Annotated in this window: 15 protein-coding genes; 11 read left to right on the top strand and 4 right to left on the bottom strand. The window is 60.7% G+C overall.

Translation table 11 applies throughout. The features are described from left to right. Window positions 1-79: 79 nt before the first annotated feature. A complete protein-coding gene (locus ACLD1Y_RS02400) occupies window positions 80-1,024 on the bottom strand; it encodes a GlxA family transcriptional regulator (RefSeq protein ID WP_429475102.1) in 945 nt (314 codons plus the stop codon). A gap of 193 nt (window positions 1,025-1,217) precedes the next feature. Between ACLD1Y_RS02400 and ACLD1Y_RS02395 the strand changes: the two genes are divergently transcribed. The 5 genes from ACLD1Y_RS02395 to ACLD1Y_RS02375 all read left to right on the top strand — a co-directional run bounded on the left by ACLD1Y_RS02395 (window position 1,218) and on the right by ACLD1Y_RS02375 (window position 5,262). Beyond that, entirely contained in the window at window positions 1,218-2,150 is a 933-nt protein-coding gene (locus ACLD1Y_RS02395) for a choline ABC transporter substrate-binding protein (RefSeq protein ID WP_429475100.1), read from the top strand. A 77-nt stretch (window positions 2,151-2,227) separates the two neighbouring features. Further along, the gene (locus ACLD1Y_RS02390; RefSeq protein ID WP_429475098.1) at window positions 2,228-3,115 is read left to right on the top strand and encodes a 3-keto-5-aminohexanoate cleavage protein; all 888 of its coding nucleotides are present in this window, start codon (window positions 2,228-2,230) and stop codon (window positions 3,113-3,115) included. 162 nt (window positions 3,116-3,277) lie between these two features. Next, window positions 3,278-4,243 carry an L-carnitine dehydrogenase gene (locus tag ACLD1Y_RS02385; protein WP_429475096.1) on the top strand — a complete coding sequence of 322 codons (966 nt, stop codon included), beginning with the start codon at window positions 3,278-3,280 and terminating at the stop codon, window positions 4,241-4,243. Window positions 4,244-4,287: 44 nt separating this feature from the next. Further along, complete coding sequence (locus ACLD1Y_RS02380; protein WP_429475095.1) at window positions 4,288-4,773, top strand: thioesterase family protein; 486 nt, start codon at window positions 4,288-4,290, stop codon at window positions 4,771-4,773. Between the two features lie 225 nt (window positions 4,774-4,998). Next, a complete protein-coding gene (locus ACLD1Y_RS02375; RefSeq protein WP_429475093.1) occupies window positions 4,999-5,262 on the top strand; it encodes a hypothetical protein in 264 nt (87 codons plus the stop codon). A 105-nt stretch (window positions 5,263-5,367) separates the two neighbouring features. On the opposite strand, the gene ACLD1Y_RS02370 is transcribed toward ACLD1Y_RS02375, so the two are convergent. Both ACLD1Y_RS02370 and ACLD1Y_RS02365 read right to left on the bottom strand, forming a co-directional pair. Then, window positions 5,368-6,471 carry a GlxA family transcriptional regulator gene (locus ACLD1Y_RS02370; RefSeq protein WP_429475091.1) on the bottom strand — a complete coding sequence of 368 codons (1,104 nt, stop codon included), beginning with the start codon at window positions 6,469-6,471 and terminating at the stop codon, window positions 5,368-5,370. A gap of 517 nt (window positions 6,472-6,988) precedes the next feature. After that, window positions 6,989-8,365: an L-serine ammonia-lyase gene (locus ACLD1Y_RS02365; RefSeq protein WP_429475089.1), complete on the bottom strand. Its 1,377-nt coding sequence runs from the start codon at window positions 8,363-8,365 to the stop codon at window positions 6,989-6,991. A gap of 414 nt (window positions 8,366-8,779) precedes the next feature. Between ACLD1Y_RS02365 and ACLD1Y_RS02360 the strand changes: the two genes are divergently transcribed. The 3 genes from ACLD1Y_RS02360 (at window position 8,780) to choV (ending at window position 11,816) form a co-directional block, all read left to right on the top strand. After that, window positions 8,780-9,727, top strand: a complete 948-nt coding sequence (locus ACLD1Y_RS02360) for a choline ABC transporter substrate-binding protein (protein WP_429475087.1) — start codon at window positions 8,780-8,782, stop codon at window positions 9,725-9,727. Between the two features lie 68 nt (window positions 9,728-9,795). Beyond that, window positions 9,796-10,641, top strand: coding sequence for a choline ABC transporter permease subunit (gene choW / locus ACLD1Y_RS02355; protein WP_017735985.1), 846 nt, complete (start codon window positions 9,796-9,798; stop codon window positions 10,639-10,641). Continuing rightward, window positions 10,638-11,816, top strand: a complete 1,179-nt coding sequence (gene choV, locus ACLD1Y_RS02350) for a choline ABC transporter ATP-binding protein (RefSeq protein ID WP_429475085.1) — start codon at window positions 10,638-10,640, stop codon at window positions 11,814-11,816. Before choW ends, choV begins: the two co-directional genes overlap by 4 nt. Window positions 11,817-12,003: 187 nt before the next feature. Here choV and ACLD1Y_RS02345 read toward each other — a convergent pair whose 3' ends face one another. Further along, entirely contained in the window at window positions 12,004-13,938 is a 1,935-nt protein-coding gene (locus ACLD1Y_RS02345; protein ID WP_429475372.1) for a BCCT family transporter, read from the bottom strand. A 380-nt stretch (window positions 13,939-14,318) separates the two neighbouring features. Between ACLD1Y_RS02345 and betI the strand changes: the two genes are divergently transcribed. From betI to betA, 3 genes are all read left to right on the top strand, one after another. Continuing rightward, entirely contained in the window at window positions 14,319-14,912 is a 594-nt protein-coding gene (gene betI, locus ACLD1Y_RS02340) for a transcriptional regulator BetI (RefSeq protein WP_017735982.1), read from the top strand. Between the two features lie 92 nt (window positions 14,913-15,004). After that, window positions 15,005-16,477 (top strand): betaine-aldehyde dehydrogenase, encoded by a 1,473-nt coding sequence (gene betB / locus ACLD1Y_RS02335; RefSeq protein WP_429475083.1) that lies wholly within the window; start codon window positions 15,005-15,007, stop codon window positions 16,475-16,477. A gap of 191 nt (window positions 16,478-16,668) precedes the next feature. After that, a complete protein-coding gene (betA, locus tag ACLD1Y_RS02330; RefSeq protein ID WP_429475081.1) occupies window positions 16,669-18,372 on the top strand; it encodes a choline dehydrogenase in 1,704 nt (567 codons plus the stop codon). The last annotated feature ends 6 nt before the right edge of the window (window positions 18,373-18,378 follow it).

The following is an 18,378-nucleotide window of genomic DNA, read 5'->3' as shown; positions in this document are numbered from 1 at the left end:
ACATTTGTGGAGCTGACACGCCGCCTTCGCAGGCAAGCCAGCTCCCACATTTGATTTGTGTAGCTCTCGAAATCCGGGTTCAAACCACCTCTCGTCGCCGATCCTCCCTCGGACATTTCGCAAACCTCGCCCTGTAGCTGCGGGTGAAATACGACGGCGATTCAAACCCGCACGCAATGCTCACCTCCAGCACACTCATGTCGCTCTGGCGCAGCAGCTGCCGGGCTTTTTCCAGGCGCAGGCCGAGGTAGAAGTTGCTCGGGGTGTCGTTCAGGTGCAGGCGAAACAGGCGCTCTAGTTGGCGGCGTGTGACCTTGATCGACTCGGCCAGGGCCAAAGTGGTCAGGGGAGGCTCGGTATGCTGCTCCATCTCGCCGATCACCTGCACCAGTTTTTTGTTGTTGATGCCGTAGCGCGTGGCGATCTGCATGCGCTGGTGGTCTTTGCGCGGGCGGATGCGGCCGAGTACAAACTGTTCGGAGACCTGGACCGCCAACTCGGGACCGTGGGCCTGGGCGATCAGGTCGAGCATCAGGTCAATGGAGGCGGTGCCGCCAGCGCAGGTGATGCGGCGGCGGTCGATTTCGAACAACTCTTGCGTCACGGTGAGGTGCGGGTAGGACTCCTTGAACGCATCGATGGCTTCCCAGTGCAGGGTCAGGCGATGGCCGTCCAGTAAGCCCGCTTCGGCGAGGACACAAGCGCCGGTGTCAATGGCGCCGAGGGTCACGCCGTCGTGGTCGAGGCGGCGCAGCCAGTGTTCTAGCGCAGGCGTGGCGAACTGCAACGGTTCGAAGCCCGCCACCACCAATAACGTCGCACCCTTCTTCAAAGGCTCCAACGCCGCATCGGCATTGACCGACATGCCATTGCTCGCCAATACCGCGCCACCATCGGCACTCAGCACATGCCAGCGGTACAACTCGCCACGAAAGCGGTTGGCCACCCGCAGCGGTTCCAATGCAGAGATAAAGCCAATGGCCGAGAACCCCGGCATCAGCAAAAAGTAGAAATCCTGGGACATGGTGGCGCTCTCGTCGGGCGGGCAGCGTGGCACTGTGATACTCCCGTTCTCGGGTGGATTCAAGGGGGCAGGTCGCTGCAGTGCAAGAGTCGGTCGCCGCCGTGCGTTTTATAGCCCCCCAAGCTGCGTAACGTGGCGTCACGGTGCACAAAGACGCCGGAACCCACAATAACGACCTGCCGAGGGAACCACCATGAAACGACTGATGCTTGCACTTAGCGCCAGCGCCATCTTGAGCACCAACGTGATGGCCGCCGACGCGGCGTCCTGCCAGAACGTGCGCATGGGCGTGGTGAACTGGACCGACGTGATCGCCACCAGCGCCATGACCCAAGTGCTGCTCGACGGCCTCGGCTACAACACCAAACAAACCAGCGCCTCCCAGCAGATCATCTTCGCCGGCATCCGCGACCAGCGCCTGGACCTGTTCCTGGGCTACTGGAACCCGCTGATGACCCAGACCATTACGCCATTCGTCGATGCCAAGCAAGTCAAGGTGCTCGACAAACCCAGCCTGGAAGACGCGCGCGCCACCCTCGCCGTGCCGACCTATCTCGCGGACAAGGGCCTGAAAACCTTCGCTGATATCGCCAAGTTTGACAAAGAGTTGGGCGGCAAGATCTACGGCATCGAGCCGGGCTCGGGAGCCAATACGCAGATCAAAGCGATGATTGCCAAGAACCAATTCGGCCTGGGCAAGTTCCAGCTGGTGGAATCCAGCGAGGCCGGCATGCTCGCCGCCGTTGACCGCGCGGTGCGTCGCAAGGAAGCCGTGGTGTTCTTCGGCTGGGCGCCGCACCCGATGAACGTCAACGTGGCCATGACCTACCTCACCGGCAGCGACGACGCCCTGGGCCCGAACGAAGGCATGGCCACCGTGTGGAGCGTCACCGCGCCGACCTACGCCGAGCAGTGCCCCAACGTGCACAAGCTGCTGACCAACCTGACCTTCACCGCCGCCGACGAGAGCCGGATGATGCAGCCGCTGTTGGACCACAAGGACGCTATCGAGTCCGCCAAGCAGTGGCTCAAGGATCACCCGCAAGACCAGGCCCGCTGGCTGCAAGGCGTGACCACTTTCGACGGCAAACCGGCTGCGGCCAACCTGCAACTCACCAGCAAATAACCTGATTTGAATCACCGTGTCGCAGCCGCTACTGGCTGCGAACGGCACCACTACGCCCGCCTGTAAGGAACCGCCCCATGAATCACGACGTCATCATCACCTGCGCACTCACCGGTGCTGGCGACACGACCAGCCGCAGCCCCCACGTGCCGGTCACTCCCAAGCAAATCGCCGCTGCTGCGGTGGAAGCCGCCAAGGCCGGCGCCACGGTTGTGCACTGCCATGTGCGCGACCCGCAAACCGGCAAGTTCAGCCGCGACGTTGCCCTGTACCGCGAGGTGATGGAGCGCATCCGTGAGGCCGACATCGACATCATCGTCAACCTCACCGCTGGCATGGGCGGCGACCTTGAGATCGGTGGCGGCGAGAACCCGATGGAGTTCGGCCCCAACACCGACTTGGTCGGTCCGCTGACTCGCCTGGCCCACGTCGAGGAACTGCTGCCAGAAATCTGCACCCTGGACTGCGGCACCCTCAACTTCGGCGATGGCGACACCATTTACGTCTCCACTCCGGCCCAGTTGCGGGCGGGTGCCAAGCGTATCCAGGAGCTGGACGTGAAGGCCGAGCTTGAGATTTTCGACACCGGCCATCTGTGGTTTGCCAAGCAGATGATCAAGGAAGGCCTGCTGGATAACCCGTTGTTCCAACTGTGCCTGGGCATCCCATGGGGCGCACCGGCCGACACCACCACCATGAAAGCCATGGTCGACAACCTGCCCGCCGACGCGGTGTGGGCGGGCTTTGGGATTGGCCGCATGCAGATGCCGATGGCGGCGCAAGCGGTGTTGTTGGGGGGCAATGTGCGGGTGGGGTTGGAAGACAACTTGTGGCTGGACAAGGGCGTGCTGGCGACCAATGGGCAGTTGGTGGAGCGGGCGAGTGAGATTCTCAGTCGTTTGGGTGCGCGAGTCATGACCCCGGCCGAAGGGCGCATAAAAATGGGCCTGACCCAACGCGGATAACCCCCAAACACCACAAAACCCTGTGGGAGCGGGCTTGCTCGCGAAAGCGGTGGATCAGTCACCGAATACATCAACTGACACACCGCTTTCGCGAGCAAGCCCGCTCCCACATTTAGATCTTCATTCCCACAGTTGATCACCGAACTCTTCAGGATTGTCGCCATGAGCTTTATCACCGAAATCAAAACCTTCGCCGCCCTGGGCAGCGGTGTCATCGGCAGCGGTTGGGTGTCCCGCGCCCTCGCCCACGGCCTGGATGTAGTCGCCTGGGACCCGGCCCCCGGCGCTGAAGCCGCCCTGCGCAAACGCGTCGCCAACGCCTGGGGGGCGCTTGAGAAGCAGGGCCTCACACCCGGCGCATCCCAAGACCGCCTGCGCTTTGTCGCCACCATCGAAGAGTGCGTAAAAGACGCCGACTTCATCCAGGAAAGCGCCCCGGAACGCCTGGAGCTGAAACTGGACCTGCACAGCAAAATCAGCGCCGCTGCCAAGCCCAATGCGTTGATCGGCTCCAGCACTTCTGGCCTGCTGCCCAGTGAGTTCTACGAGGGCTCAACCCACCCGGAACGCTGCGTGGTCGGTCACCCGTTCAACCCGGTTTACCTGCTGCCGCTGGTGGAAGTGGTCGGCGGCAAGAACACCGCACCTGAGGCGATTCAAGCGGCGATCACGGTGTATGAATCCTTGGGCATGCGCCCCTTGCATGTGCGCAAGGAAGTCCCCGGTTTTATCGCCGACCGCCTGCTCGAAGCGCTGTGGCGTGAAGCGCTGCACCTGGTCAATGACGGCGTGGCCACCACCGGCGAGATCGACGATGCAATCCGCTTTGGTGCAGGGCTGCGCTGGTCGTTCATGGGTACATTCCTCACTTACACCCTAGCGGGTGGTGATGCAGGCATGCGGCACTTCATGGCGCAATTCGGCCCGGCGTTGCAGCTGCCGTGGACGTACCTGCCGGCACCGGAGCTGACGGACAAGCTGATTGACGATGTGGTGGAGGGCACCCGCGATCAACTGGGCACACACAGCATTTCGGCGCTGGAGCGCTATCGTGATGATTGCCTGTTGGCGGTGCTGGAAGCGGTGAAAACCACCAAGGCCAAACACGGCATGAGCTTCGCCGAATAACCCATGTGGGAGCTGGCTCCCACATTTTTGACCGAGTACCAACCATGCCTGCATTAACCACGTACACGACGCAAATCCACCCCGACTGGGTTGACTACAACGGTCACCTGCGCGACGCGTTCTACCTGCTGATCTTCAGCTACGCCACCGACGCGTTGATGGACACCTTGGGCCTGGACAGCCAAAACCGTGAAGCCAGCGGCCACTCGTTGTTCACCCTGGAACTGCACCTGAACTACCTGCACGAAGTGAAACTGGGTGCCGACGTCGAGGTGCACACCCAACTCATCGCCCATGACGCCAAGCGCCTGCACCTCTATCACAGCCTGCATCTGGTGGGTGATGAGAAGGAGCTGGCGGGCAATGAACAGATGCTGCTGCACGTCGATCTCGCCGGCCCGCATGCGGCGCCCTTTACCGAGACCACGTTGCAACGCCTCTCGGCGATCAGCCAGGAACAAACCGACCTGCCGCTTCCCGACTTGCTCGGCCGTGTCATCGGCATAAAAAAAGCCCCGATCAAGCCGTGACAAGATCGAGGCAGAATGTTTTGTGTGAGCCGTACATCCCGAGGGTGACCAAACCTTCAAGCTGCTTGCTTAGGCTTCAGTGTGCCTATTAGTGATGTCGGCAAATGGCCCGAAAACGACATGCTCATAGCCATCTGAGGCATTCGTGCAATCTGCCCTTGCCGACCGCTTGGACGGCTACCAGAATCCAAGTCAAACCCCGCTCCCTTCACCAGGATAAACGTCATGATGCATGCGGATTTGATTGACCAGGATGACCTGCTGAGCCAACTGCGCTCGCTGGGTTTTGAGGTGTCCAGCGGCTCCACCGCCGAGCAGGCTTGCGAGTGCGCCGTGCGCGGTTTGAGCGCGGCGCGGGCCAAGGCGCTCAAGGGCATGGTTGAGCAGATGTACACCGGCAGTGCGACGATTTTGCCGGCGGTAAGGCAGGCGATTGATAAGCAGTTGTTGCCGGCTCTTGTGCAGTTCAAGCAGAACTCTCAAGCCTGATCTGTGGCGAGGGAGCTTGCTCCCGCTGGGCTGCGCAGCGGCCCCAAAATCTTGGGAGCGCTGCGCACTCCAGCGGGAGCAAGCTCCCTCGCCACAAAAGCAGGTTTAGAGCCTCACACTGGCAAACGTCGACTCATTGCGCGCCTGGCTCAACGCCGACATCGGCCCCGACAACGGTGACAACACCAGCGCCTGCGGAATCGGCATCATCGCCACTTGTTGCGTGGTGTTGGAGCCCACGCGCTCATCCCGTGGCGGAATGCCGAAGTATTCGCGGTAGCACTTGGAGAAGTGCGGCGTAGACACAAACCCACACACCGACGCCACTTCGATGATCGACATCGGCGTTTGCTTGAGCAACTGCCGTGCACGGATCAGGCGCAGCTTGAGGTAGTAACGCGACGGCGAGCAGTGCAGGTATTTCTGGAACAGCCGCTCCAGTTGGCGACGGGACACAGCGACGTAGACCGCCAGTTCGTCCAGGTCGATGGGTTCTTCCAGGTTGGCCTCCATCAGCGCGACGATTTCCTGCAACTTCGGCTGGTTAGTGCCGAGCATGTGCTTGAGCGGCACGCGCTGGTGGTCTTGTTCGTTGCGGATGCGTTCGTACACGAACATCTCGGAGATCGCGGCGGACAGTTCACGCCCGTGATCACGGCTGATCAGGTGCAGCATCATGTCCAACGGCGCGGTGCCGCCGGAGCTGGTGAAGCGGTTGCGGTCGAGGGTGAACAGGCGGGTGCTCATGGCCACGCGGGGGAAGGCTTCCTGCATCGAGGCCAGGCATTCCCAATGCACGCTGCAATCAAAACCATCGAGCAAACCGGCGCAGGCCAGGGCCCAACTACCGGTGCACACCGCACCCAAGCGGCGGGACTGGCGCGCCTGGCTTTGCAGCCACGACACATGTTCACGGGTGACGGTGCGCTGAATACCCACGCCGCCGCAGACGATCACGGTGTCCAGGACCGGGGCTTTGTGCATGGACGCATCGGGGGTGATTTGCAGACCGTCACTGGCCCACACCTGGTTGCCGTCGACACTCAGGGTGGTCCAGCGATACAACTCGCGGCCGGACAGCTGATTGGCCATGCGCAGGGGTTCGACTGCGGAGGCCAGGGAAATCAGCGTGAAATTGTCCAGCAGCAAAAAGCCGATGGATTGAGGCGCACGGTTCTGGGGTTGGGCCCCTGAGTTGAACGACGTCATCGCGGTATCTCCTCACACAAAGCGGGTGATGGCCTCAGGCGAGGCTCTTGTTATTGCGCTCTTCAACCAGCGAGGTGAGAGGCTTTGGATTGATAGAGCAATTGCCATGCCTAAAATTGAATGGCCGTCCAATAACTCCTAAAAACGACGTTTTGACGCGTCTATATAAGCCCGCGTGGTAAGTGCGGGTATGGCGGGAAATGGGCGTAGGAATAGTCCCAGTCAAGGGACGTGAGCAGTTCGGTAGCACTTGTGGGAAGGCGCTTTGGGGGCGTAGGAGAAGTCTGTCACCGCTGGCACGGGTGACGGGTGGTCGGGGTCTGAATCGTTCGCAAGCTACTTATCTGTTTGCGACGCGCTAAAAGGTGGCGCTTTTGGTTTGGGTGTTCACTTTATGCGCAGTGGGCTCACCCTTGTGGCGAGGGAGCTTGCTCCCGCTGGGCTGCGTAGCGGCCCCAAAAATCTTGGGCGCGCTACGCACGCCTCCGGGAGCAAGCTCCCTCGCCACAAAAACTCTTCAGCACTCGACAGCACTCACCGCCAACCCACCCCGCGATGTCTCTTTGTACTTGTCATGCATATCCGCCCCGGTATCGCGCATGGTGCGGATCACCCGGTCCAGGGAGATAAAGTGCTGGCCATCGCCGCGCAACGCCATCTGCGCCGCATTGATCGCCTTCACCGCCGCAATCGCATTGCGCTCGATGCACGGCACTTGCACCAGCCCGCCCACCGGGTCGCAGGTCAGGCCCAGGTTATGTTCCAGGCCGATTTCGGCGGCGTTGCACAGTTGCTCCGGCGTAGCGCCAAGGATCTCCGCCAAACCGGCAGCCGCCATGGCGCACGCCGAACCCACTTCACCCTGGCAGCCGACTTCGGCACCGGAGATCGAAGCGTTCTTTTTACACAGGATGCCCACCGCTGCCGCGCCGAGCATGTAATCCACCACGTTGGCTTCGGTGACTTCTTCGCTGAATTTCATGAAGTAGTGCAGCACCGCCGGGATGATCCCAGCGGCGCCATTGGTAGGCGCGGTGACCATGCGCCCACCGGCGGCGTTTTCTTCGTTGACCGCCAGGGCGAACAGGTTCACCCATTCCATGGCGCTCAACGTTGAGCCGATCACGTTGGGCTTGCCCAGTTCCTGCAAACTGCGGTGCAACTTGGCGGCGCGGCGGCGTACGTTCAGGCCGCCAGGCAGGATGCCTTCGTGCTTGAGACCTTGCTCCACGCAATCTTGCATGGCGCGCCAGAGTTTCATCAGGCCGCTGCGGATTTCTTCTTCGCTGCGCCAGACTTTTTCATTGGCCAACATCAATTCGGCGACGCGCAGGTTGTGGGTCTTGCACAGCTGCAACAGCTCCACCGCACTGGAAAAATCATAGGGCAATACGGTGCGGTCCATGTCCGCCACGCCGCTTTGCGCCTGGGCCTCATCCACCACAAAACCGCCGCCCACTGAATAGTAGGTATCGCGGTACAGCTCGCCGCTATCGCCATGCACCACCAGGGTCATGGCGTTGGGGTGGAATGGCAGGTTTTCGTCGAGCAACTGCATGTCCCGCGCCCAGACGAAGGGCACCGGCAGACGCCCGTCCAACAGCAGGGTGTCGGTTTCGCGCAGGGTGCTGATGCGGATGCCGATTTGCGACGGATCTATCGCGTCCGGCCACTCGCCCATCAGCCCCATGATGGTAGCGGTGTCGCTGCCGTGGCCAATGCCGGTGGCCGAGAGCGAGCCGTAAAGCTGAACTTCGACGCGCCGCACTTGTTCCAACAGTTCACGTTCACGTAACCCTTGAACGAACAACGCTGCGGCGCGCATGGGGCCGACGGTGTGAGAACTCGAAGGCCCAATGCCGATCTTGAACAGGTCGAAAACGCTGATAGCCATTGCGGTAGAACTCCTCGATAAGCACGGCCAGGCTTGAACGAGGTGCTACGCTCAGATCGCCCAGATGGCGGCATCATCAAGCTTTTGTCGGCCCTCCCGGCGTCTCACACCGACGTAACCATGCTCACTAACGCCGCTGCCGTATGAACGAGGGTTTTGGCCGTTTTTTGCGGTGCAGATCCCTGGAAACCAGAGATTTGAGCGTTAAAAAATCTGTAAGCGACGTCACCGACACTGGATACGACCATCCCTGTACTGGATACGACGCCCCCTGTAGGCGACAGATTTTCACTGGTCCATGATCAGTCTCGACTCGTTTGCAAGGCGCCGTGCCAGAGCTGTCATCCCACGCTCTAACCGCAACACTTATAAAGCGCGGCGAATGCCGCCAGAAAAACACAGGAGTCTAGCCCTATGAAAGCTTCACCCTCGTTGCTGTTGGCCGCCATGCTGAGTCTGCCAGCCCTGGCGCACGCTGCAGAACCGGAACAATGCAAGACCGTCAACTTCTCCGATGTCGGCTGGACCGACATCACCGTCACCACCGCAACCACCAGCGAAATCCTCAAGGGCCTGGGCTACAAGCCACGCACTACGATGATTTCCGTACCGGTGACCTACAAGTCCCTGGCCGACGGCAAGAACATGGACATCTTCCTCGGCAACTGGATGCCGACCATGGAAAACGACATCAAGCAGTACCGTGATGCCGGCACCGTGGAAACCGTGCGCGCCAACCTGGAGAACGCCAAGTACACCCTGGCCGTCCCCGAGGCGCTGTACAACAAAGGCCTGAAAGACTTCGCCGACATCGCCAAATTCAAGGATGAGCTGGGCGGCAAGATCTACGGCATCGAGCCGGGTAACGACGGCAACCGCACCATCCAGACGCTGATCGACAAAGACGCCTTCGGCCTGAAAACCGCTGGCTTCAAAGTGGTCGAATCCAGCGAAGCCGGGATGCTCTCCCAGGTCGAGCGTGCCTCCAAGCGTGACCAGGCCATCGTGTTCCTCGGCTGGGAACCACACCCGATGAACACCCGCTTCAAGATGAAGTACCTGACCGGGGGTGATGACTCCTTCGGCCCCAACTACGGCCAGGCCACCATCTACACCAACGTTCGTAAGGGCTACACCCAGGAATGCAGCAACGTGGGTCAGTTGCTGAAAAACCTGGTGTTCACCCTGGACATGGAAAGCACCCTGATGGGCAAGGTCCTGGACGACAAACAAAAACCCGACGCTGCGGCCAAAGCCTGGCTCAAAGCCAACCCACAAGTGCTCGACACCTGGCTTGCCGGTGTCACCACCGTTGAAGGCAAACCTGGCATCGACGCCGTAAAAGCCTATCTCGCCAAGTAATCCGTTGTCCCCGGGGCGGTGCGCTGCCCCGGGATGTTTTCCCTCTTCGCATGTGGACACTCACTACCATGCTGACTGAACAGAAAATCCCACTAGGCCAGTACATCGCTGCCTTCGTCGAATGGTTGACCCAACACGGCGCCAACTACTTCGACGCAATCGCATCGACACTGGAAACGATGATCCACGGCGTGACGTTTGCGCTGACCTGGTTCAATCCACTGGCATTGATCGGTCTGATTGCGCTGCTGGCTCACTTTATTCAACGTAAATGGGGACTGACTGTTTTTGTCATCGCCTCCTTCCTGCTGATCCTGAACCTGGGGTACTGGCAGGAGACCATGGAGACCCTGGCGCAGGTGCTGTTTGCCACCCTGGTCTGCGTGGTCATCGGTGTGCCGCTGGGCATTGTTGCCGCGCACAAACCGTTGTTCTACACCATGATGCGGCCGGTGCTCGACCTGATGCAGACCGTACCGACCTTCGTCTACCTCATCCCTACCCTGACCCTCTTCGGGCTGGGTGTGGTGCCCGGTTTGATCTCTACGGTGGTGTTCGCGATTGCCGCGCCGATCCGCCTGACCTACCTGGGTATCCGCGACGTTCCCCAAGAGTTGCTCGACGCCGGCAAAGCCTTTGGCTGCTCGCGCCGTCAGTTGCTCTCGCGCATTGAACTGCCCCACGCCATGCCGAGCATCGCTGCCGGCATTACCCAATGCATCATGCTGTCGTTGTCGATGGTGGTGATCGCGGCCCTGGTGGGCGCCGACGGCCTCGGCAAGCCGGTGGTCAACGCACTCAACACCGCAGACATTGCCCTGGGCTTTGAAGCTGGCCTTGCGATCGTACTGCTGGCCATCATGCTCGACCGCATCTGCAAACAACCCGACGCCAAAGTAGGGGGTGATGCATGAGCATTATCCGATTCGACAATGTCGACGTGATCTTCTCCAAAGACCCACGCGAAGCGCTCAAGCTGCTGGACCAGGGCATGAGCCGTAACGAAATCCTGAAAAAGACCGGGCAGATCGTAGGCGTAGAAAAAGCCAGCCTGGACATCGAGAAAGGCGAAATCTGTGTGCTGATGGGCCTGTCGGGCTCGGGCAAATCCAGCCTGCTGCGTTGCATCAACGGCCTCAACACCGTGAGCCGTGGCCAGCTGTTCGTGGAGCATGAAGGTCGCCAGATCGACATCGCCTCCTGCACACCCGCAGAGCTTAAAATGATGCGCACCAAGCGCATCGCCATGGTGTTCCAGAAGTTCGCCCTGATGCCGTGGCTGACGGTGCGCGAAAACATCAGCTTCGGCCTGGAAATGCAGGGCCGTCCGGAGAAAGACCGACGCAAGCTGGTGGATGAAAAACTCGAGCTGGTGGGCCTGACCCAATGGCGCAACAAGAAGCCGGATGAACTCTCCGGCGGCATGCAGCAGCGTGTGGGCCTGGCCCGTGCGCTGGCGATGGACGCCGATATCCTGCTGATGGACGAACCCTTCTCGGCCCTCGACCCGTTGATCCGCCAAGGCTTGCAAGATGAACTGCTGGAGCTGCAACGCAAGCTGAGCAAGACCATTGTGTTTGTGAGCCACGACCTCGACGAGGCGCTCAAATTGGGCAGCCGCATCGCGATCATGAAAGACGGCAAGATCATCCAGTACAGCGTGCCAGAAGAGATCGTGCTGAACCCGGCGGACGACTATGTGCGCACCTTCGTCGCCCACACCAACCCGCTGAACGTACTGTGCGGTCGCAGCCTGATGCGCACGCTGGACAACTGCAAACGCGTCAACGGTTCAGTCTGTCTCGATCCGGGTGGCGACTCGTGGCTGGACCTGGCCGAAGGCAACACCATCCAGGGTGCTCGCCAGAATGGCGCGGTGATGAACTTGCAGAACTGGGCGCCGGGGGAAGCGGTGGAAGGTTTGGGTCGGGTGCCGACGCTGGTGGATTCGAATATCGGCATGCGCGATGCGTTGCAGATTCGGTATCACACCGGGAATAAGTTGGTGTTGCATGACAACAACAAGGTGGTGGGGATTTTGGGGGATAGCGAGTTGTACCATGCACTGCTAGGCAAAAACCTGGGCTAAGCCAACCCCACAAACCCCACTGAAGAAACGGGGTCAATGTGGGAGCGGGCTTGCTCGCGAATGCGGTGGGTCAGTGACAGATGTGCTGACTGATACACCGCATTCGCGAGCAAGCCCGCTCCCACATTTTGATCTGTTTACGCATAAAAAAAAGCGGCGCCAGTGATGGCGCCGCCAGACTCAACTATCAGCTATAGACCCGGCCAAGGAGCTGCCGATGGCTTTCAAACTGATCGAGCACGTCCCGGGTGATCTGTTCCTGGGCAAAGCCCATCAGGTCGTATTCCTGCGGCCCGTTGTGCAGGTACACCTCGGCACGGTAGTAGCGGGTGCGTTCTTCTTCAGGCAAGTCAGTGGACGCCGACGAGTAAGCATCCAGGCTCACTTCGTAGACAAACGGGTTGCCCTCTTCCATCTCGATGCGCACACCGATGCAGCGCTTGGATTTGCCCAGCAGGGTCTGCACTTCCAGGCCTTGCTCACGCAGCGCAACAGCGGCTTCTTCCAACGCCGGCGTTACGTGCTTGTCCATGAAACGCTGCACCGTGCCCTGGCTCGGTTGCAGGTCCAACGCGGTGAGGCGCTCGCTGAAACCACGACGCCCACGCTCGGCCAATTGCGCCTGCTCCTGTTCGATGGCCACGTCCTGGCGCATCGCCTTGTGCAAGCCGAACATAAAGAACACCAGCACCACCGAGAACGGCAGCCCCGCCAGCACCACCATGGTTTGCATGGCTTCGAAGTTGCCGGCAAACAGCAGGCCGATGGTCACCAGAGTGATCACCGCCGACCAGAAGATCCGCAGCCAGTGCGGCGCATCTTCATCCACGTTGCCGCCTTTGCAAGAAAGGTTGGCCATCATCACCGCGCCGGAATCCGCCGGGGTCAGGAACAACACGAAGCCCACAAAGATCGACACACCGATGACGATTTTCGACGCGGGGTAATGCTCAAGCAGTTGGTAGATGGCCATGGACGGTTGTTCCAGCGCCGTCTTGCCCAATTCCACCGCACCGTGGTTGAGCACCAAATCCAAGGCCGAGTTACCAAAGATCGACAGCCACGCCAGGGTGAAACCCAGCGGAATCAGCAACACGCCCGCCACCAGTTCACGCACCGTACGACCACGGGAAATACGCGCGATGAACATGCCTACGAATGGCGCCCAGGAAATCCACCAAGCCCAGTAGAACAGGGTCCACAGGCCCATCCAGCGTTCGGTCTTGGCGCCGTCGCCTTCGTACACATAAAGGTCGAAGGTTTTCAGTACCAGGCCATTCATGTAGTCGCCGATGTTCTGCACAAAGCCGTTGAGCAAATGCAGGGTCGGGCCAAACAACAGCACAAAGATCAGCAAGCCGCTGAACAGCACGATGTTGAGGTTGGACAGGCGGCGAATACCGTTCTCCACCCCCGACACGGCGGCGATGGTCGCCACGGTGCTCATCACGATGATCACGATCAGCAGGTTGGTGTTGTTGTGCTCCATGCCGAACAGGTTTTCCAACCCGGACGACACTTGCATCGCACCAATCCCCAGGTTGGTCACCAGGCCCAGCAGGGTCACGAACATGCCGAAGCCGTCCACCGCGTGGCCGGCCGCGCCCTTCACCCAACGCTCGCCCACCAGCGGGTACAACGCCGAACGCAAAGCCAGCGGCTGGTTATGACGGTACGCGAAGTACGCCACGGCCAGGCCGACCAGGGCGTAGATCGCCCAGCCATGCAGGCCCCAATGCAGGAAGGTCAGTTGCAGCGCCTGGCGTGCAGCCATGTTGCTGGCGGCCGCGCCTTCGGGCGGGTTGAAGTAGTGGTCCAACGGCTCCGAGGCGCCGAAGTACAGCAGCGAGATACCGATACCCGACGAGAACAACATGCCGGCCCAGGCGCCGTAGCTGAAGTCCGGGGTGTCGTCCTTGCTGCCCAGTTTCAGTTTGCCGTAGGAAGAAAATGCCAGGCCGACCACAAAGACGAGGTAGGCGGCGATGACCACCATGTAGTACCAGCCAAAGCTTTTCGACAGCCAGGCTTGCGCGACGCCGAGCATGCGCCCGGCCTCCTGCGGGGCGATGATCAGGATGGCCGTCAACAACAGAATCAACGCGGTGGAGGTGTAAAACACCCAACCGTTGACCCGCACCTTTTCTGGCGGGGTCTTTATAAGAGAGGCAGAACTCATGGCGCAGATGCTCCGGGCAGTGCGAAAGAGAAACACAAGGCAGCGGTTATCCCGGGACATCGCTTTATGGGCAGGCGACGGACGGGTGTTATAAAGACACCCCGAAAATCCTTGCACCCCTACCGAACCAGTAGACAGGGCGTTTCAAGGGTTTTTGCAGGTGTCATTTGTCGCGGCTCCCAGGTAGGAAACCTCTGTAGGCAGCGACCATTTGTCGCAGATCTTATTCTTTGTTGATTGAACGTTCAATCAAAACAAAATAGACTGGCCATCAAGCCGACGGACGTTCATCGCCCATCGGCAGGCCTAAGGAGAGGTGCAACATGCCCAAGGTCGGTATGCAACCCATACGCCGCCAGCAGTTGATCGAAGCCACACTTACGGCCATCGATCAGGTCGGGATGGGAGATGCCAGCATTGCGCTGATCGCCCGTTTGGCCGGTGTCTCGAACGGCATCATCAGTCACTACTTCAAGGACAAGAACGGCCTTATTGCAGCGACGATGCGTTACTTGATGAACGCGCTGATCGACAACGTTCACGAACGCAGGCAGGCCCTGACGGACGACAGCCCACGGGCACACCTTCAGGTGATCATCGAGGGCAACTTCGACGCCAGCCAGGTCAACGGACCGGCAATGAAAACCTGGCTGGCCTTCTGGGCCACCAGCATGCACCACCCGTCATTGCACAGGTTGCAGCGGATCAACGATCAACGTCTGTATTCCAACCTGTGCTGCCAGTTCCGCCGCGTGCTGCCGTTGCCGCACGCACGCAAAGCAGCCCGCGGGCTGGCGGCCCTGATCGACGGTTTGTGGTTGCGCGGCGCCCTGTCGGGAGACGCTTTCGACACAGCGCAGGCGCAACGGATCGCTTACGAATACATGGATTTCCAATTGGCCAAGCAGGTGAGTTAGAGCACACATAAACCGCTCAACCCCTGAACGCTGCCGCACCGGCCTCCGGTGCGGTGGTCAACGCCAACCACTTATGCACTTGCGAGGACTTTATGGCCCGTTTCGAACTGCAAAAACTCTACATTGACGGCGGCTACAGCGACGCTGGCAGCGATGCCACCTTCGAAGCCATCAACCCGGCTAACGGTGAAGTTCTCGCCCAAGTGCAACGCGCTACGTTCGATGACGTTGAACGCGCCGTCGTCAGCGCCGAGAAAGGCCAGAAAATCTGGGCCGCCATGACCGCCATGGAGCGTTCGCGCATCCTGCGTCGTGCCGTCGATATCCTGCGCGAGCGCAACGACGAGCTGGCCGCCCTGGAAACCTTGGACACCGGTAAAGCCTTCTCCGAAACCAAGTACGTCGACATCGTCACCGGCGCCGACGTGCTGGAATACTACGCAGGCCTGGTGCCAGCGATCGAAGGCGAGCAGATCCCACTGCGCGACACCGCCTTCGTCTACACCCGCCGCGAGCCGCTGGGTGTGGTCGCCGGTATCGGCGCGTGGAACTACCCGATCCAGATCGCCCTGTGGAAATCCGCGCCAGCCCTGGCGGCCGGTAACGCGATGATCTTCAAGCCAAGCGAAGTCACCTCGCTGACCACCCTGAAACTGGCCGAGATCTACACCGAAGCCGGCGTTCCAGCAGGCGTGTTCAACGTACTGACCGGCAGCGGCCGTGAAGTCGGCACCTGGCTGACCGAGCACCCACGCATCGAAAAAATCTCCTTCACCGGCGGCACCGACACCGGCAAGAAGGTGATGGCCAGCGCGTCGAGCTCTTCGCTCAAAGACGTGACCATGGAATTGGGCGGCAAGTCCCCACTGATCATCTTCGACGACGCCGACCTCGACCGCGCCGCCGACACCGCGATGATGGCCAACTTCTACAGCTCCGGTCAGGTCTGCACCAACGGCACTCGTGTATTCGTACCGAAGCACCTGCAAGCCGCGTTCGAAGCCAAGATCGTTGAGCGTGTCGCGCGCATTCGCGTCGGCAACCCAGAAGACGAAAACACCAACTTCGGCCCGCTGGTCAGCTTCGCCCACATGGAAAGCGTGCTGGGCTACATCGCCAAAGGCAAAGAGCAAGGCGCACGCCTGCTGTGCGGCGGCGACCGCCTGACCGACGGCGACTTCGCCAAAGGCGCCTTCGTGGCTCCGACCGTGTTCACCGACTGCACCGACGACATGGTCATCGTGCGTGAAGAAATCTTCGGCCCAGTCATGGCGATCCTGACCTACGAGACCGAAGAAGAAGTGATCCGCCGCGCCAACGACACCGACTTCGGCCTGGCCGCTGGCCTGGTCACCAAAGACCTGAACCGCGCCCACCGCGTGATTCATCAGCTGGAAGCGGGTATCTGCTGGATCAACGCCTGGGGCGAGTCCGACGCCAAGATGCCAGTGGGCGGCTACAAGCAATCCGGTGTGGGCCGTGAGAACGGCATCAGCTCGCTGAACAACTTCACCCGCATCAAATCGGTACAGGTTGAGCTGGGCGATTACGCCTCGGTGTTCTAAGTCCCGAGACCTGGGGTGCGCCTTTGTGGCGAGGGAGCTTGCTCCCGCTGGGCTGCGAAGCAGCCCCACCCCAGGCACCGCAGTCCTCCAGACCGAACTCGGTCGCTGGTTTTGCGACTGCTGCGCAGTCGAGCGGGAGCAAGCTCCCTCGCCACAAAAACAGCTTGAACCACTTATATGAGGGTGCATTTATGTCCCAAGAATACGATTACATCATTGTGGGTGCCGGTTCCGCCGGTAACACCCTGGCGACCCGTCTCACCGAAGACGAAGGCGTCACCGTCCTGCTGCTGGAAGCCGGCGGCCCCGACTACCGCTTCGATTTCCGCACCCAGATGCCAGCCGCCCTGGCCTTCCCGCTGCAAGGTCGCCGCTACAACTGGGCCTACGAAACCGACCCAGAGCCACACATGGACGGCCGCCGCATGGAATGTGGTCGCGGCAAGGGCCTGGGTGGCTCTTCCCTGATCAACGGCATGTGCTACATCCGTGGCAACGCCATGGACTACGACGGCTGGGCAAAACTGCCAGGCCTGGAAAACTGGACCTACCTGGACTGCCTGCCGTATTTCCGCAAAGCCGAAACCCGCGACATCGGCCCCAACGATTGGCACGGCGGCGATGGCCCGGTCAGCGTGACTACGCCAAAGGCTGGCAACAACCCGCTGTTCCACGCCATGGTTGAAGCCGGCGTACAGGCCGGTTACCCGCGCACCGTCGACTTGAACGGCTACCAGCAAGAAGGCTTCGGCCCGATGGACCGTACCGTGACGCCTAAAGGCCGTCGCGCCAGCACCGCGCGTGGTTACCTGGACACCGCCAAGAAGCGCTCGACGCTGACCATCGTCACCCACGCCCTCAGCGACAAAGTGCTGTTTGAAGGCAAGCGTGCCGTGGGCGTGCGTTACCTGATCGGCGCGGCCGAAGAGCGCGTTGAAGCCCGTGCACGCAAAGAAGTGATCGTGTGCAGTGGCGCCATCGGTTCGCCGCAACTGCTGCAACGCTCCGGCGTCGGCCCGGCGCCACTGCTGGAAAGCCTCGATATCCCGGTGGTCCACGACCTGCCCGGCGTCGGCGAAAACCTGCAGGACCACCTTGAGTTGTACCTGCAATACGCCTGCACCCAACCGGTGTCGCTGTACCCGTCGCTGCTCTGGTACAACCAGCCGGCCATCGGTGCCGAATGGCTGTTCAACGGCACCGGTATCGGCGCCAGCAACCAGTTCGAAGCGGGCGGTTTTATCCGTACCCGTGAAGAATTCGAGTGGCCGAACATTCAGTACCACTTCCTGCCGGTTGCGATTAACTACAACGGCAGCAACGGTGTGAAAGAGCACGGCTTCCAGGCGCACATGGGTTCCATGCGTTCGCCAAGCCGTGGTCGCATCCAGCTCAAGTCGAAGAACCCGCGCGAATACCCGAGCATCCTTTTCAACTACATGGCCACCGAGCAAGACTGGCAGGAATTCCGCGACGGCATCCGCCTGACCCGTGAAATCATGCAACAGCCGGCCCTGGACCAATACCGTGGCCGCGAAATCAGCCCGGGCATCGACGTGCAAACCGATGAGCAACTCGACAAGTTCATCCGTGAACACGCCGAAACCGCGTTCCACCCGTCCTGCTCGTGCAAGATGGGCACCGACGACATGGCCGTCGTGGACAGCGAAGGCCGCGTGCATGGCGTGCAAGGCCTGCGCGTGGTGGATGCGTCGATCATGCCGATCATCACCACCGGCAACCTGAACGCGCCGACGATCATGATCGCCGAGAAAATCGCCGACAAGATCCGTGGCCGCCAGCCGCTGGCGCGCAGCACCGCTGACTACTACGTGGCGGGTGATGCGCCAGTGCGTGGCAAGCCGATGCGTGAAGTAGGCCCGACCGCGCAGTAACTGACG

Source organism: Pseudomonas sp. 18175, assembly GCF_050432925.1.
Taxonomy (GTDB): domain Bacteria; phylum Pseudomonadota; class Gammaproteobacteria; order Pseudomonadales; family Pseudomonadaceae; genus Aquipseudomonas.
Note: the sequence above shows the minus strand (reverse complement) of the source record. Positions and strands in the feature narration are given on the sequence as shown.